Source organism: Pararhizobium sp. IMCC3301 (genome assembly GCF_030758315.1).
Lineage (GTDB): Bacteria > Pseudomonadota > Alphaproteobacteria > Rhizobiales.
Genome location: NZ_CP132336.1, coordinates 3,721,156 through 3,736,186, shown reverse-complemented (window position 1 = coordinate 3,736,186; position 15,031 = coordinate 3,721,156). Strand labels below are relative to the sequence as shown.

Below are 15,031 nucleotides of genomic sequence, written 5' to 3'. Positions count from 1 at the left end.
GGCAGCTTGTGGCCCTGCCGCAGATTAAATGATTTATTGGGACGGTTGCGCCTTCAGTTCCAGACGCCGGCGGTGCAGGATCGGTTCGGTATAGCCGGAGGGCTGAACACGGCCTTCAAACACCAGATCGCACGCCGCCTTGAAGGCGATGCCATCGAAGTCCGGTGCCATCGGTGAATAGTCGGGATCACTGACGTTCTGCTCATCAACAATGGCAGCCATGCGCTGCATGGTTTCCATCACCCTGTCTTTCGAGATAACGCCATGATGCAGCCAGTTGGCCAGATGCTGAGAGGAAATCCGGCAGGTCGCGCGGTCTTCCATCAGACCGACATTGTTGATGTCGGGCACTTTGGAACAGCCGACGCCCTGATTGATCCAGCGCACGACATAGCCAAGAATGCCCTGCGCGTTGTTGTCGATTTCCGCCTTGACCTCTTCGTCGGACCAGTTTGTCCGGTCCGCCAGAGGAATGGTCAGGATATCATCCAGTTTGGCACGGCGGCCACCAGAGGCAATAGCGGCCTGAATGCCTTTGACATCGATCTGATGATAATGCGTGGCGTGCAGGGTGGCCGCTGTCGGCGAGGGCACCCAGGCGCAATTCGCGCCGGCTTTGGGATGGCCGATCTTCTGCTCCAGCATGTCATGCATCAGATCGGGCATGGCCCACATGCCCTTGCCGATCTGTGCCTTGCCCTGCAGACCACAGGCCAGGCCCGTATCGACGTTCCAGTCTTCATAGGCGGAAATCCAGGGCTGGGATTTCATATCCGCCTTGCGGATCATCGCGCCGGCTTCCATAGAGGTGTGAATTTCATCACCGGTGCGGTCTAGAAACCCGGTATTGATGAACACAACACGGTTCTTCGCGGCACGGATGCATTCTTTCAGATTAACCGTGGTGCGGCGTTCCTCATCCATAATGCCCATTTTTATGGTGTTTTGCGGCAGGCCGAGAAAGCTTTCCACCTCGGTGAAAATCTCATCGGCAAAGGCGACCTCGTCAGGACCGTGCATTTTCGGTTTGACGATATAAACCGAACCGGCAATCGAATTGGTGTTGGCGTCGCGTTTCAAATCATGAATTGCGATCAATGTGGTAATCGCAGCATCCAGCATGCCTTCCGGCGCTTCATTGCCGTCCTTGTCGAGAATCGCCGGATTGGTCATCAGATGCCCGACATTGCGCACCAGCATCAGCGCCCGCGCCTTCAGCGACACAGATCCGCCATCTGCGGTCTTGTAGCTCACATCGGGGTTGAGTTTGCGGGTGAAGCTGTTGCCGCCCTTGCTGACCTCTTCCGTCAGATCGCCTTTCATCAGCCCCAGCCAGTTGCTGTAGGCGACAATCTTGTCCGGCGCGTCAACAGCGGCAACGGAATCCTCGCAATCCATGATGGTCGAGATTGCTGATTCGAGCCGGATATCGGAAATCTGCGCCGCATCGGTACTGCCGATCGGGCTGGACGCATCAACCACGATCTCGATATGCAGACCGTTATTTTTCAGCACGACGCTGGTCGGCGCGGTTTCATCGCCCAGAAAACCCAACAGTTGACCGGGCGTTTTCAGCGCGATGTCGCCATCGCCGGTGGCAACCGACAATTGCCCCTGCTGAATGGACAGGCCGGTGGCGTTGCTCCAGTCGCCCTGCAGCGGCACCGAATCATTGAGAAAGTTACGCGCCCAGGCAATCACCCGGTCACCGCGCGCCGCATCATAGGCTTTGGCGGTCGGCAAATCGCCCATCGCGTCGGTGCCGTAAAGCGCGTCGTAAAGCGAGCCCCAGCGGGCATTGGCGGCATTCAGCGCATAGCGTGCATTCATCACCGGCACGACCAGTTGCGGACCGGCGATATCGGATATTTCGGGGTCAACAGCACCGGTTTCAATCGCAAAATCCGGTCCTTCCGGGACCAGATAGCCGATTTCAGTCAGAAACGCCTTATAGGCTTCCAGATCCAGCTTCTCGCCTTTACGGGCCAGATGCCAGGTATCAATTTCTGTCTGGAGTTCATCGCGTCTGGACAGCAACTGCTTGTTTTTCGGACCAAATTCATGAACCAGCCTGCTGAGCCCCGCCCAGAACGTTGCGCTGTCGACGCCGGTCCCCGGCAAAGCCTGGTCTTCGATGAACTGATGCAGTCTTTCGTCGATTTGCAGATCGTTTTCCGTGACACGGTGCGCCATCTAGTCTTTTTCCTATTATTGTCCTGTGCTTTGCACAGCAAGATATGGGGCTTTTTAAAGGGCGAAACGCCGCCTGACCAGACCCTATATCAAGACGGCAAATCTGAATGGTATAATGCTTCCCAATCCAGCACAGGGATATGTATGGTGACGCCATCACCACAGATTCGTGAAAGCAGCCTATCGTGAAGCAATATCTTGATCTCATGCAGCGCGTTCTGGATGAGGGAAACCGCAAGCAGGACCGCACCGGGACCGGCACACTGTCAGTGTTCGGCCACCAGATGCGGTTTGACCTTTCAGACGGCTTTCCACTGGTGACGACCAAGAAACTGCATCTGCGCTCGATAATTCATGAATTGCTCTGGTTCCTCGCCGGCGACACCAATATCGCCTATCTCAACGAAAACCGGGTTTCGATCTGGGACGACTGGGCGGATAAGAACGGCGATCTGGGCCCGGTTTACGGGCATCAGTGGCGGTCATGGCCGGGCAAAGGCGGCGAAACCATCGACCAGATTTCACAGCTGATCAATATGATCCGCAACAGCCCGGACAGCCGCCGCCTGATTGTCAGCGCCTGGAATCCGGCGGATGTGCCTGAGATGGCGCTGCCGCCGTGCCACTGCCTGTTTCAGTTCTATGTCGCCGATGGGCGGCTGTCGTGCCAGCTGTATCAGCGTTCAGCCGATATTTTTCTCGGCGTACCTTTCAACATCGCGTCCTATGCATTGCTGACGCATATGGTGGCCGAGGTCTGCGGTCTCCAGGCCGGGGACTTCGTGCACACGCTGGGCGATGCGCATCTGTATCTCAATCATCTCGATCAGGCCGGCGAACAACTCGACCGCTGCCCGCGCGCCCTGCCCCGGTTGCAACTCAAATCCGACCGCCAGTCGATTTTCGATTTTCAGTTCGAGGATTTTGAAATCACCGGTTACGACCCCCATCCCCACATCAAGGCACCGATTGCGGTATGATATTTACAATGGCATTTTAGCAGGGGTTTTCTTAATGATGTTTTTTGTCTAAGCCATTTGATGTAATCATGAGCGTGTTGCAGCTGCAAAATTGGGGTGAAATTTATGGCAAGACGAATTCGTATGCCTTCAATTTCATTTATCGTTGCGAGGTCATATCCTGACAACGTGATTGGCTGCGAAAACGAACTTCCTTGGAAACTGAAAACAGACCTAAAACGATTCAAAGAGATAACAAAAAATCATGTTATCGTGATGGGTCGAAAAACATTTGATTCAATTGGCCGCCCCCTTCCGGATCGTATTAACATTGTCCTATCCAGGGACGAAAGAGTTAGCTCGAGCAACGTCAAGTGGGTTAAAAATATTGAGTCTGCGATTTTACTTGCAGATTTTTACACACTGTCAAACTTCACAGATAAATTTTTTGTGATTGGCGGAGCAGACATTTACAAACGCTTCGAAGACCGGTTCGATAAAATTTATTTGACTGAAGTTTTCTCACCTGACGTAAAAGGGGATGCTTTTTTTAACTATGATTTTGATGACAAGAGAAAATTCAAAATTGTCACTGAACAAGAAGTCCCAAAATCAGAGTTCGACGAATTTCCCAGTAGGTTTTCGATTTTCGAACGACGAAACCAAAGCGCACGCTTTCGGTTAACTTCAGACTTTTTAACGAAATTTGACGCCGTGGCCATTAGTGAAATTGAAGCAAAGATTGAGAAGAAAGAAGAAATAGAATCGTCACCACAAAGCCAAAATCAACTCAGTCTGATTGCGTGATTCTAGATCGGGACCGAAGAGGCCAACCGAAAACTATTCGACTGCAGATGCCTGCGCGATGCTAGCGATTGTACAAACGAGGAATGAGTTTTGATCGCGTCATTCACGCCTGCGCCGCACGAGGTCGGACGGCGGTGCAAATGGCCGATGCGCAAGATATGGACCATGGTCCGAAATATATAGCGGCGGCAGCCTGCCAGTAAGCGATGCTAACCATAATATCTCCCGCCCTTCACATCAGTTCAGCGCTATTTCTACCAACTGCGCGACAGGCATGCTCGAAATTATTGATGAAACGCTGGTTATGTCCGCGAGGCTTTTGACTGGCCGAGTCGCAGAGCCAACAGCGGATGTGATTGACAACCAAAGCGTGAAAACCAACGAAGCGATGAGCCGCGCAGCTTTGATGCGCCTCTCACCGATGCTTTGCATCGTCCACTGGCAAATTGGAAGACGAACACAGGGTGCAGTACTCATCCCAATTTTCACGGGGTTCGTTTCTGGACTTCACGTGGCATGTTTCAGTTTCATGGTAGGAGATATACCACTGATCGCTTTCGCATCCATGAAATGGAACTTCCCCTGCCTTGCCTATCTGTTCGCCGATGGCGGTTATGCCGGGTAAAGGCAAGAAACTGCTCTTTAAAACATGGGTGGGCCGACCATTGAGATCGTGAAGTGCCACGATGGCACAAAAGGGTTCGTCGTTATCGCAAGGCGCTGAGTTGTCGAGCGCACATTTGCCTGGCTGGGAAGATGTCGTCGGCTGGCCAAAGACTGGGAGTAATTACTCACCCCCTTGCCAACGGTCATAATCTGTGAATCCATGTGTGCATGGATCGAGATGATTTGGAAAAGCTGAGCAAGCAGGCGCTCGTTGATATGGTGCTGAAATTGCAACGCCCTACAAAGACGTCTCGCACGTCCTCCAAACCGCCCTCTACCGATCGTAAAGCCCGCCGGGCGCATGCCAAACCGGGCGGTGCGAAGCCCGGTCATCAGGGCCATTCGCGTAGTTTGCATGAGAGCCCGGATGAGATTGTCGACCATCGGCCTGATGCGTGCCCACAATGCCATGGCCAACTTGGCGATGATCTGACGGGGAATGTGGTTGGTGAATATGATGCTATCGAGGTTCCCCCGATTGCACCGTTTGTTGTGCGCCACCGTCGGTTATGCGTGTCTTGCCCACATTGTTCATCGCGGGTGAAAGCGCCCTTGCCGGAAGCAGCGTGTAGTTCGCCGTTTGGGCTCCGGCTGCATGGGTTGGCGCTTTATCTGAAGACATTCCACGCGGTGTCCTTTGCCCGCCTTGAAGGTATGCTGGCTGATCTGTTCGGGGTCAAAGTCAGTCAGGGCGCACTGGCCAACATGCTGAAACGCTCCCATGTGCCGTTTGCAGCCCGCAAGACCGACATTGTCGCCGACCTGCGCCGCGCCGATGTGGTGGCCAGTGACGAGACAGGAATACGTATTGAGGGATTGAACGGCTATCATTGGGTGTTCATGAGCAGGCAAGCCATTGTGCATGAAGCCCAATTGTCACGGGCGGCTCAGGTCGTGCGTGATGTGATGGGCGACCATCGGCCCAAAGTCTGGTTGTCGGATGGCTATTCGGCTCAACGGGGTCATGGCGAACACCATCAGACCTGCCTCGCCCATCTAGCCCGCGATATCGCATATGCGGTGGAGGCAAGCGATGACATGGTTCCACTTCGCCTCAAGATGTGGCTGGACCGGGTGTTTCAATTGGCGTCCAATCTCACCAGCTTTGCGGCGAGCACGGTGAGAACCAAAAAACGGGTACTGGAAAATACTCTGGCCGACATTCTCGCCAGTAATCCCCAATGTGAGATTGCCGAAACCATCCGCGCCAAACTTGCCAGAGCCAGCCCACGTTTGTTGACGTTTCTCGATCATCCAGGTGTTGTCGAAGTCACCAACAACGGTTGTGAACGGGCGCTGCGACCGGCGGTGATACAACGCAAAGTCACCAACGGTTTCCGCTCCATGTGGGCAGCAGAAGGAGATTGCGCCGTAAGAGGCCAACCGAAAATTATGTTGAGTGATTTCAGCAAGTTGTGATTCTCTGTTGTTTGCAAAGACAATGGAGGATCGGATGGCTTGGACTGAAATCACTCGGAAGCAATATGACCGCAGACACTTGCGCTATGCAAGTGATTGTACGGACGAGGAATGGGCGTTGATCGCGCCGTTCATGCCTGCGCCGAGCAAGGTCGGTCGACCGCGCAAATGGCCGATGCGCCAAATATGGAACGCGATCCAGTATATAGCGGCGTCGGGTTGCCAGTGGGCGATGCTGCCAAAAGACTTCCCGCCCTTCACAACGGTCCAGCACTATTTCTACCGATTACGCGACAGCGGCATGCTCGACATCATCAACGAAACGCTGGTCATGTCCGCACGCCTTTTGGCCGGTCGAGCGGCAGAGCCGACAGCGGGTGTGATCGACAGCCAAAGCGTGAAAACCACGGAAAGCGGCGGCCCGCGCGGCTTTGATGCGGGCAAGAAGATCACAGGCCGCAAGCGTCACATCCTCACTGATACACAAGGCAATATGCTGGGCGCGATCACGCACACCGCCGATATACAGGACAGGGATGGCGCGCCGAACGCCATCGCATATACGAAAGAGAGCTTCCCCAGCCTTGCCCATCTGTTCGCAGATGGCGGTTATGCCGGGCAAAAGCTGACAACTGTTCTTCAGAACATGGATGGGCCGACCATCGAGATCGTCAAGCGCCCCGATGGCGCAAAAGGATTTGTTGTTATTGCAAGGCGCTGGGTTGTCGAGCGCACATTTGCATGGCTTGGAAGGTGTCGTCGCTTGGCAAAAGACTGGGAGGCAACCATCGCATCTTCCGAGGCCTGGCTGCTCATCGCATCCATCCGGCGCACCACCCGCCTTATCGCAAGGACTTGAAATCATTAGGTATTAATTTTGAGTCGGGCTCTAAGCTCGACTTTGTACGTTTTTGTGGTCAGGTCCAGAGCCAGAAGATGCCCTCGTTCGCTATGAACTCGAGCGCCTCGTCGAGGGGTATGACGACGCCGCCGATGTCATCGACATCCTCCCATTTGCGCCGGTGTGACCAGTATCCGAGCCGGACTTCGTTGCCGTTGCCGGTCGGCTTCAGCCGGGCAATCGGCGCCTCCGTCTCCAGCAGGTAGAGATGGTAGGCACCCTTGTCTTTGTAAAAACCGACGCCACCACCATTGGCGTCGTCGAAGGCTTCGATGCGAACGGCGATTTCGTCATGCTGCATGTGCCGATCATACATAGGAACACCTCAGGGCACGTGATTCACTTTGCCGCAGGTTTGCCTGCTTGCATGGTCAGCGACAAGGGATTCGAAACATGGGATGAAACATCATGCCCCCTTCTTGCCGCCGTCTCCGGGCGATCCCGTTCCCCAGATCCTGCGCGATTGGCTGCAGGCGCTGCGCCCGTGCTTCACGGCGCCCAGTTGGGAGCACATGCTCGTCCTGGTCATGGGGGCCGTGCTGGCCCCGGGCAAGCGCACCGTCAGCGCCTGCCTGCGGATGACCGGGCGCGCCGAGGCGAAAAACTTTTCGAGCTACCATCAGCTCCTTAACCGCGCCCGCTGGGAGTCTCGCGATATGTCTCGGCGCCTGCTGGCCATGATCATCGACCGCCTCGTGCCGGAGGGTCCCGTGGTCATCGGGATGGACGATACAATCGAGCGCCGATGGGGGCGCAAAATCACTGCGCGCGGCATCTATCGCGATCCTGTCCGCTCCAGCCATGGCCACTTCGTCAAAGCCAGCGGGCTGCGCTGGTTGAGCTTCATGGTGCTGACGCCGGTCCCTTGGGCAGGTGTTGTGAAGGCCCTCCCGGTGCTCACCCTGTTGGCCCCCTCGGAGCGCTCCGACCACCAGCGCGGACGCAGGCACAAGCTGCTGACCGACTGGGCCCGCCAAGGGGCGCTCCAGCTCTGTCGCTGGATGCCAGAGCGCGACATCGTCTTCGTGGGCGATAGCGGCTTCGCTGTCCATGAACTGGCGTACGCCATCGGCGGCCGAGCAACCCTCATCAGCCGACTGCGGCTCGACGCCAATCTCTACGCGGCCCCTCCAAAACGTGACGGCCACACCCTCGGACGCCCGGCGCAGAAGGGGCCACCCTTGCCCAAGCTGAAAACGCTGCTTTCAAACCCGACCACGCCCTGGAAAAGGATCACCGCGTCCTCCTGGTATGGGCGCAAGCACCATAAGGCACTCGAAATTACCTCGAGCACCGCATTGTGGTACCGACCTGGTACGCCGCCCAAGCCAATTCGCTGGGTCCTCGTCAGGGATCCTGACGGCCGGCGCGCTCCGCAAGCTTTCTTCAGCACCGATACAACGCTCGATCCTGCCGACATCATCGCCCTGTTCGTCCGCCGCTGGCAGGTCGAGGTCACCTTCGCCGAAACCCGCGCCCATCTTGGCGTCGAAACCCAACGGCAATGGTCCGACAAAGCTATCGCCCGCACCACGCCGGCGCTGCTTGGTCTCTACAGCCTTATCTCTTTGTGGGCGTGCGATCTGTTGTCCAAGTCGAGCATTCCTTATGCCGCAGCCTGGTATCGTAAGACCCATCTCACCTTCACCGATGCCATCGGCGCCGTAAGGCTCGCCTTATGGGTCGGAGACATTTATCAACACTCCCCGCCGCACCGGGAAAGACACAAAATCCCTCCCGACCGTCTCGTGCGTATGGCAGAGGCTCTCTGCTTCGCCGCATAATGTACAAAGTCGAGCTAAGAACCGTCGTCGATACCCAAAAACTCAACGGATCATCCCCATTTAAAACCATTTTGACTTCGCTGGCTTGAAATCAGAACGTCATATCCGAAAAAGGTAGGGGTGAGTAATTACGACTGGGAGGCAACCATAACATCCTCCGTAGCATGGCTGATCATCCCTCCATCCGGCGCACTATCAGTCTTATCGTAAAGAACCAAAATCAATGGGTATTAATTTCAGATATTATCTTAATTTTTCAAAGCATTGGTGAGCGAAAATGGAGTTCAGTTTTCTTCTGTTGATTGCGGTTGTTGCAAGCAGAATCGAAAATGACCTTGTAAAATTACAACCATCGGTTATCATTGAACTGACGATATATTATATTCTTGAAATCTGAAATTGACTAACTAGTTGATAATTATGTTTTTTCTGCGAAAGAGCTTATTCAAATGAGCAATATTAACAGGAAGTTTTTCTTCGATACGGTTCGTCTGAATCTTTTTGACGGATTCTTGCGAAAATCACAGGTTGAAGGGCTAACTACACTACTTGACTATTGGGAACGGAACTACGCTGACAAAGATGATCGGTGGCTAGCCTATGTCCTCGGCACTGCACACCTCGAGGTTGATCGCAAGATGCAACCTATTAAGGAATATGGGAGCGATAGCTACTTTTTTAAGATGTATGATGTTGAAGGCGACAGGCCGAAAGTTGCTAAACAGCTTGGAAACTTCGGTAAGGGAGACGGTGTGAGGTTCCATGGACGCGGCTTTGTGCAGATCACAGGGCGTTACAACTACGCAAATTGGGGAAATCGTTTGAATACGGACTTGACTAGCAGCAGGGCGAAGGCTGACAAGGTGCTTAATTTGGCGAGAGCAACCGAAATTATTTTCGAAGGCATGATATCTGGAACCTTCACCGGAAAGAAGTTATCCGACTACTTCCTGAATGTGAGGCAGGACTGGGAAGGTGCTCGTAAGATTGTGAATGGCTCTAATAAGAAAGCACTTATCGCCACTTATGCTAAGAACTACTATGCAGCAATTTCCTATACGATCGCATAGTTCGGCAGTTTCCCGGAGGGAAAAATGCGTCATATCAAAAGGATTATTTCAAATATTCTTTTAATAGAAATCGTTTTAGCTCTCTTTTTGTCTATATTACTTTGGTTTGTTACAAGTGTACAACCAAATGGCGAATTAAGTCAACTCGGTTATAGTGCTTCTATTTTTTTTCAAGGCTTGGAAAATAATTTTATAAAATTCATGAATACTTCTGAAGCGAGTGATTTAGGTGTCGTACCGCCTAGATCTTTTTATGAATATGCAGTTTATGATGGATTCTGTGGATTGGCATCGTTCGCGAGTGTTTATGTAAATAATAGCTCCGCTCTCAGCTACTTCGTTGTGATACCTGGTTTTCTCGTTATTATTTTTGCCTACAACAAAGCGGGCCCGGACAGTTTCAACCGCCTTTCTCGAATTATTTTTTCTATTATTGTCATAGTAATGATAATAATAGTTACGTTCAAAGTCATTGAGCTTCAGGATGTGCAATCCGCAATCGTTGCGTTGCCTTCACAAGATTACTTGGCGGAGGAATACAACTATCGCTGTGATGCCCAGATTAGTGAGTTTGATGGTGAATCGAGTGTTGCAGAATTGGCGCTTTTTTTAGGTAATCTCTCGGCATTTCTGAGTGAAATCCGGCTGTACCTTCTTGGCCTTCTGTTGTGGATTATCGGAAGGGAACACGCGGATATTCGGAGGATGCAGAGAACTGCCATTAATCCTTCGCAACAAGTGGAAGGGGATGGAAATGTTTTGGGGTAGGATTTTCATAGCGTGTCTAATTGGAATATCGATTGGGGGTGAAGCACGCAGCGATCCAATTACATTTATCGGCCAGGGGCCAGGCAGCCGCTGGTCTGTTGATGGAAAATTACTGAATGGAAGCATTTCTGCCGAATTCGTTGCAGATACCTTAATTATTGAACGAGATGATGGCGGAAGATGTGAAATAGAGGAAGATGGTTTTAGTTATTTTCCGGTGATACTCACTTATCGTATCTCAAGAAATTTTGTCGCATCGAATCGTTCTATTGTCGATCAGAAAATTTCTTTAAGGATGGTTTTTTCGAGACGGATAGATACTGAGATATACTTTAACCTTCCTAAAGATACGACTGATAATTTTAGTATCCGCAGACGTCAGTCCGACGCCTTGGATAGGCTATCTCTTAACAGAGGTGGAACCCCAGCCGCATATGTCGTTGGATTCATCAAAGCCATGTTCTCCACTAAATACTATGACCAGCTTTTGAAAAGTGCTCCTGATAGTGAAAGGAGATTGATTGAGCGTCGCAGGCTATATTTTGCGAAAATCGCTGCTAATTTCCTGTATCAGCAACACGTACAGGACACTCAAACAAACCTATTTTCAAACGACCCCATCATTTTGCCAGATGGAGACGCATATGATTTGTTACTTAAAGTTCTTTCTACTAAGGGAGATACAGCGAGAAACACTGTGCTTGGTACGAGGTATCGTAGCTTTTGGTTCATCAGAGATAGGATTGAGAAGGCAGTTGAAAGTGATTCTAGATTATCTGGTTCCCTGCTAGTCTCCGCAAAGTCAATTTCAGAATGTCTATTGAGTGACGACGGGTTGCGCCGAATTGACCCCATTCTTTTGGCTTACCTAAAAAGTAATAGGTTTCACATTCCTTCCAGCAGAGATAGGTTGTTAGAACCGGGAGAAAAAGAATCTTTCAACATGTGGCGAGTGATATACCTAAATTTAATTGGAGAGGTGCCGAGCCAATATGATTACGACACTGTGCTTTCGCAGTTATTCAATGAATAAATGTGCTCTCTTGTGAATTGGTGGATATTTCTATATTCATGGTCTAATTTGTTGTTAATCCTACTATTTCGGAATTACTTAAATTACGTTTGATTTCATGAGCATTTCAGCGCGAGACGCAGATTTGGGCCTAACAGGCTGCTGAAAAACTCGAAATCAAGTGGATAGATCGTGGTCGACACGCGACTGACGAGTTGAATCCAACCGTTTCTCGAATCAATTTTCCTCTGAACGGCACCTGGAGGAATAGATATGCTCACCTCTCGCGCCAAAAAAATCAGTAGCCTTCTGATCAGCAGATCACCAAATCAGCCAGCGTCTTCTGAAATTGGGATATTTCCAGACCTTACCAAAGACCGCTCTTGTATACACGCGCGTCGGAGCAAAATCTTCTTGTGTCGCGGGTAGGCAAGCTCAGTCGACACTATTGCATCTCCCTCACGCATTGCGAGCGCGGCACTGATCTGCGAGCACTGCGGGCTCGAATTTATGCCTGTCCCGGCACCGTTGAGGCGGAATTCAGATCGAACCGATTTCAAGGGCTTTAAAAAACCCGGTTTAGTTGCTATATCTTGGGTGTCAGCGCGAGCTGACTATGGTGATAAATGGCCTCTGTAATAAGCTTCTCGGACCCGGGGGCGGTACCCGGCGCCTCCACCAAAGCGCATTCAGCCCGACTGAGTGCGCTTCGGCGGGGGCGAAACAGCTTCGACGAGGGTGTAAAAATTGTGCTTTTGCTCGGCATGGTACCACCGATATCGGACCATTTTAGTAGTTGCAAATGACAACTATGCGGAGGTTCGTCTGGCTGCGTAATGCGGTTCGACAACTTCAACTGAAGCCCAGTTCATTCGCATGAACTGGCGGGGTCCGGAGGCACCTGGCAACAGAAGCCTCCACTTTTGCCATGTCCGGTTGCCGAGAAAACTGTCAGCTCAGCCGCGATATCTTGACAAGGCTCTTGCCCTGACCGGCAGTGACGCTTTATCACCTTACGAATTGGGCAAAGACCGGAGTTGCGATTCCTATGGCAAATGACATGATCCGTTACGATGTGCTGGCACAGGACGCTCTGCGCGGCATGTTGCGCAAGCTGCTGATGGAAGTGTCCCAGACAGGATTGCCCGGAGAACACCACTTTTTTGTCACTTTCAGCACAACGGCACTGGGCGTGCGGATTTCCAACCGGCTGAAAGCGCAATATCCCGAAGAAATGACGATTGTGCTGCAGCACCAGTTCTGGGATCTGATTATCAGCGAACAATCCTTCGAAATCGGCCTGTCGTTCAACGCCATCCCGGAACGTCTCCATGTTCCTTTCGCGGCGATCAAGGCATTTTATGATCCGTCAGTGCAGTTCGGACTGCAGTTCGATCCGGAAGTCACAAGATCCGCCGATGACGGAACCAATGATGATGTGGCAGAACCATCCCTGCCGGATGATGACGCCGTGCTGCCGACTGCCGTCGAGGAGTTGCACGCAACCCGGCCCCTGCTGCCAAGCGAGCGTGAAAAACAACGCGAAGCAGCCCGCAAGCTGGCAGAAGAAGCGGCCAGACGAGACACCGAACAAGCTGCAAGAACCACGGCTGAAGCCGACAATGATGCAGATGGCGACAGTCCGGATGATGCCGGGACCTCGCCGGATGGCAACGAACGCGCCGATGCGGAGCCCGATGGTTCAGACGATGAAGACGCCAAGGGTGCCGACGTCGTTTCGCTGGATTCATTTCGCAAAAAGAATTGATATTTCACCAGATCCGGAAATGAATGGGACAGCGCCATGAAGCAGAAGCGCACGGAAACTGATACGTTCGGGCCGATCGAAGTTCCCGGCGACCGTTATTGGGGCGCACAGGCACAGCGCTCCCTGGGCAATTTCAAGATCGGCTGGGAAAAGCAGCCTGAACCCATCATCCGGGCGCTCGGCATTGTCAAACAGGCGGCGGCGCGGGCGAATATGGCGCTGGAGCGGCTGGAGCCGAAACTGGGAGATGCAATTGTCACCGCAGCCCAGGAAGTCATCGAAGGCAAGCTGAACGAGCATTTCCCGCTTGTCGTCTGGCAAACCGGGTCCGGCACACAATCCAACATGAATGCGAATGAAGTGATCTCCAACCGCGCCATTGAAATTCTCGGCGGCGAGATGGGCTCCAAGAAGCCGGTCCATCCCAATGATCACTGCAATATGTCACAATCCTCCAATGATACATTTCCCACCGCCATGCATGTCGCCTGCGCCGAGGAAATAGAGCACCGTCTGCTCCCTGCCCTGCAGCAATTGCGCAATGCGCTGAACGACAAGGCCGAGGCCTGGAAACATATCATCAAGATCGGACGCACCCACACCCAGGATGCAACACCGCTGACGCTGGGCCAGGAATTTTCCGGGTATGTCCAGCAACTCGACAATGGCATCGAACGGATCACCAGTGCCATGCCGAAACTGATGGAACTGGCGCAGGGCGGCACCGCGGTGGGAACCGGGCTGAATGCGCCTGTCGGTTTTGCCGAACGCGTGGCCGATGAAATTGCCCGGATTACCGGCATGAAGTTCAAAACCGCGCCGAACAAATTCGAAGCGCTGGCGGCCCATGATGCGATGGTGTTTGCCCATGGCGCGATCAATACAGTGGCGGCATCGCTGTTCAAGATTGCCAATGATATCCGCTTTCTGGGATCAGGCCCCCGGGCCGGGCTTGGCGAGTTGGCGTTGCCTGAAAATGAACCCGGCTCCTCCATCATGCCGGGCAAGGTCAATCCCACCCAGGCTGAAGCGCTGACCCAGGTCTGTGTTCAGATTTTCGGCAATCATGCGGCGCTGACCTTTGCCGGCAGCCAGGGCCATTTCGAGCTGAATGTCTTCAATCCTGTGATGGCGTATAATTTCCTGCAGTCCGTGCGTCTGATGGCAGATGCGGCAGTATCCTTCTCTGAAAATTGTGTGACGGGCATTGAACCGCGGCTGGACAATATCAGGGATGGGCTGGAACGCTCGCTGATGCTGGTGACGGCGCTGGCACCTAAAATCGGATATGACAACGCCGCCAAAATTGCCAAGACGGCTCACAAGAACGGCACGACGCTGAAACAGGAAGCACTCGCCACCGGGCTGGTGACAGAAGCTGAATATGACGAGATCGTCGTGCCATCAAAGATGATCTCACCTGGATGACACGGTTTGAAAAAACACTCGATTTCCATTGAGGGCCACAGAACGAGTATTTCTCTGGAGGACGCCTTCTGGACCGGGCTGCAGGAAATTGCCCGGCTCCGGGACATATCGCTACAAGCCCTGATCAGGGAGGTGGATGAGGCAAGAACGGCCGGTCTGACCGACCTTCCATCGGAAAATCTGTCCAGTGCGATCAGAGTGATGGTCCTGAGACATTATCAGCAGCAGGGCCGGTAAGGCGCGACGTCTTTGCGAG

13 protein-coding genes, 1 other RNA gene and 1 pseudogene are annotated in these 15,031 nt (G+C 52.8%); 13 read left to right on the top strand and 2 right to left on the bottom strand.

Annotated elements, in window-relative coordinates; translation table 11 throughout:
• Positions 1–33: 33 nt before the first annotated feature.
• The gene (locus RAL88_RS17955; protein WP_306265326.1) at positions 34–2,193 is read right to left on the bottom strand and encodes a malate synthase G; all 2,160 of its coding nucleotides are present in this window, start codon (positions 2,191–2,193) and stop codon (positions 34–36) included.
• Positions 2,194–2,378: 185 nt separating this feature from the next.
• Here RAL88_RS17955 and RAL88_RS17950 point away from each other — a divergent pair, with 185 nt between their 5' ends.
• The 5 genes and pseudogenes from RAL88_RS17950 (at position 2,379) to RAL88_RS17930 (ending at position 6,903) form a co-directional block, all read left to right on the top strand.
• Positions 2,379–3,173: a thymidylate synthase gene (locus tag RAL88_RS17950; protein ID WP_306265325.1), complete on the top strand. Its 795-nt coding sequence runs from the start codon at positions 2,379–2,381 to the stop codon at positions 3,171–3,173.
• Positions 3,174–3,278: 105 nt separating this feature from the next.
• Positions 3,279–3,959: a dihydrofolate reductase gene (locus RAL88_RS17945; RefSeq protein ID WP_306265324.1), complete on the top strand. Its 681-nt coding sequence runs from the start codon at positions 3,279–3,281 to the stop codon at positions 3,957–3,959.
• 274 nt (positions 3,960–4,233) lie between these two features.
• Positions 4,234–4,584, top strand: a complete 351-nt coding sequence (locus tag RAL88_RS17940; RefSeq protein WP_306265323.1) for a hypothetical protein — start codon at positions 4,234–4,236, stop codon at positions 4,582–4,584.
• Positions 4,585–4,793: 209 nt separating this feature from the next.
• A pseudogene (locus RAL88_RS17935) lies at positions 4,794–6,002 on the top strand (IS66 family transposase); the annotation flags it as partial.
• Between the two features lie 76 nt (positions 6,003–6,078).
• Positions 6,079–6,903 carry an IS5 family transposase gene (locus RAL88_RS17930; protein ID WP_306265322.1) on the top strand — a complete coding sequence of 275 codons (825 nt, stop codon included), beginning with the start codon at positions 6,079–6,081 and terminating at the stop codon, positions 6,901–6,903.
• Between the two features lie 58 nt (positions 6,904–6,961).
• On the opposite strand, the gene RAL88_RS17925 is transcribed toward RAL88_RS17930, so the two are convergent.
• Positions 6,962–7,261 carry a hypothetical protein gene (locus tag RAL88_RS17925; RefSeq protein WP_306265320.1) on the bottom strand — a complete coding sequence of 100 codons (300 nt, stop codon included), beginning with the start codon at positions 7,259–7,261 and terminating at the stop codon, positions 6,962–6,964.
• A gap of 82 nt (positions 7,262–7,343) precedes the next feature.
• Here RAL88_RS17925 and RAL88_RS17920 point away from each other — a divergent pair, with 82 nt between their 5' ends.
• From RAL88_RS17920 to RAL88_RS17885, 8 genes are all read left to right on the top strand, one after another.
• Complete coding sequence (locus RAL88_RS17920; protein ID WP_306265319.1) at positions 7,344–8,729, top strand: transposase; 1,386 nt, start codon at positions 7,344–7,346, stop codon at positions 8,727–8,729.
• Between the two features lie 449 nt (positions 8,730–9,178).
• Positions 9,179–9,799: a hypothetical protein gene (locus RAL88_RS17915; protein ID WP_306265317.1), complete on the top strand. Its 621-nt coding sequence runs from the start codon at positions 9,179–9,181 to the stop codon at positions 9,797–9,799.
• A 24-nt stretch (positions 9,800–9,823) separates the two neighbouring features.
• Positions 9,824–10,567 (top strand): hypothetical protein, encoded by a 744-nt coding sequence (locus tag RAL88_RS17910; RefSeq protein WP_306265316.1) that lies wholly within the window; start codon positions 9,824–9,826, stop codon positions 10,565–10,567.
• Positions 10,548–11,600, top strand: a complete 1,053-nt coding sequence (locus RAL88_RS17905; RefSeq protein WP_306265315.1) for a hypothetical protein — start codon at positions 10,548–10,550, stop codon at positions 11,598–11,600. Before RAL88_RS17910 ends, RAL88_RS17905 begins: the two co-directional genes overlap by 20 nt.
• Positions 11,601–12,139: 539 nt before the next feature.
• Positions 12,140–12,501, top strand: a transfer-messenger RNA (tmRNA) gene (gene ssrA / locus RAL88_RS17900).
• 126 nt (positions 12,502–12,627) lie between these two features.
• Positions 12,628–13,347: an SspB family protein gene (locus RAL88_RS17895; RefSeq protein WP_306265314.1), complete on the top strand. Its 720-nt coding sequence runs from the start codon at positions 12,628–12,630 to the stop codon at positions 13,345–13,347.
• A gap of 36 nt (positions 13,348–13,383) precedes the next feature.
• The gene (gene fumC / locus RAL88_RS17890; protein WP_306265313.1) at positions 13,384–14,775 is read left to right on the top strand and encodes a class II fumarate hydratase; all 1,392 of its coding nucleotides are present in this window, start codon (positions 13,384–13,386) and stop codon (positions 14,773–14,775) included.
• Between the two features lie 6 nt (positions 14,776–14,781).
• The gene (locus RAL88_RS17885; protein WP_306265312.1) at positions 14,782–15,012 is read left to right on the top strand and encodes a ribbon-helix-helix domain-containing protein; all 231 of its coding nucleotides are present in this window, start codon (positions 14,782–14,784) and stop codon (positions 15,010–15,012) included.
• Positions 15,013–15,031 lie beyond the last annotated feature (19 nt).

What these genes read in the sequence shown, in the direction of transcription:
- RAL88_RS17930 (WP_306265322.1), top strand. Translation starts at nt 6,079, where the DNA reads ATGGCTTGGACTGAAATCACTCGGAAGCAATATGACCGCAGACACTTG.
- RAL88_RS17925 (WP_306265320.1), bottom strand. Translation starts at nt 7,261, where the DNA reads ATGTATGATCGGCACATGCAGCATGACGAAATCGCCGTTCGCATCGAA.
- RAL88_RS17940 (WP_306265323.1), top strand. Translation starts at nt 4,234, where the DNA reads ATGCTCGAAATTATTGATGAAACGCTGGTTATGTCCGCGAGGCTTTTG.
- RAL88_RS17945 (WP_306265324.1), top strand. Translation starts at nt 3,279, where the DNA reads ATGGCAAGACGAATTCGTATGCCTTCAATTTCATTTATCGTTGCGAGG.
- RAL88_RS17920 (WP_306265319.1), top strand. Translation starts at nt 7,344, where the DNA reads ATGAAACATCATGCCCCCTTCTTGCCGCCGTCTCCGGGCGATCCCGTT.
- RAL88_RS17905 (WP_306265315.1), top strand. Translation starts at nt 10,548, where the DNA reads ATGGAAATGTTTTGGGGTAGGATTTTCATAGCGTGTCTAATTGGAATA.
- RAL88_RS17915 (WP_306265317.1), top strand. Translation starts at nt 9,179, where the DNA reads ATGAGCAATATTAACAGGAAGTTTTTCTTCGATACGGTTCGTCTGAAT.
- RAL88_RS17955 (WP_306265326.1), bottom strand. Translation starts at nt 2,193, where the DNA reads ATGGCGCACCGTGTCACGGAAAACGATCTGCAAATCGACGAAAGACTG.
- RAL88_RS17910 (WP_306265316.1), top strand. Translation starts at nt 9,824, where the DNA reads ATGCGTCATATCAAAAGGATTATTTCAAATATTCTTTTAATAGAAATC.
- fumC (WP_306265313.1), top strand. Translation starts at nt 13,384, where the DNA reads ATGAAGCAGAAGCGCACGGAAACTGATACGTTCGGGCCGATCGAAGTT.
- RAL88_RS17895 (WP_306265314.1), top strand. Translation starts at nt 12,628, where the DNA reads ATGGCAAATGACATGATCCGTTACGATGTGCTGGCACAGGACGCTCTG.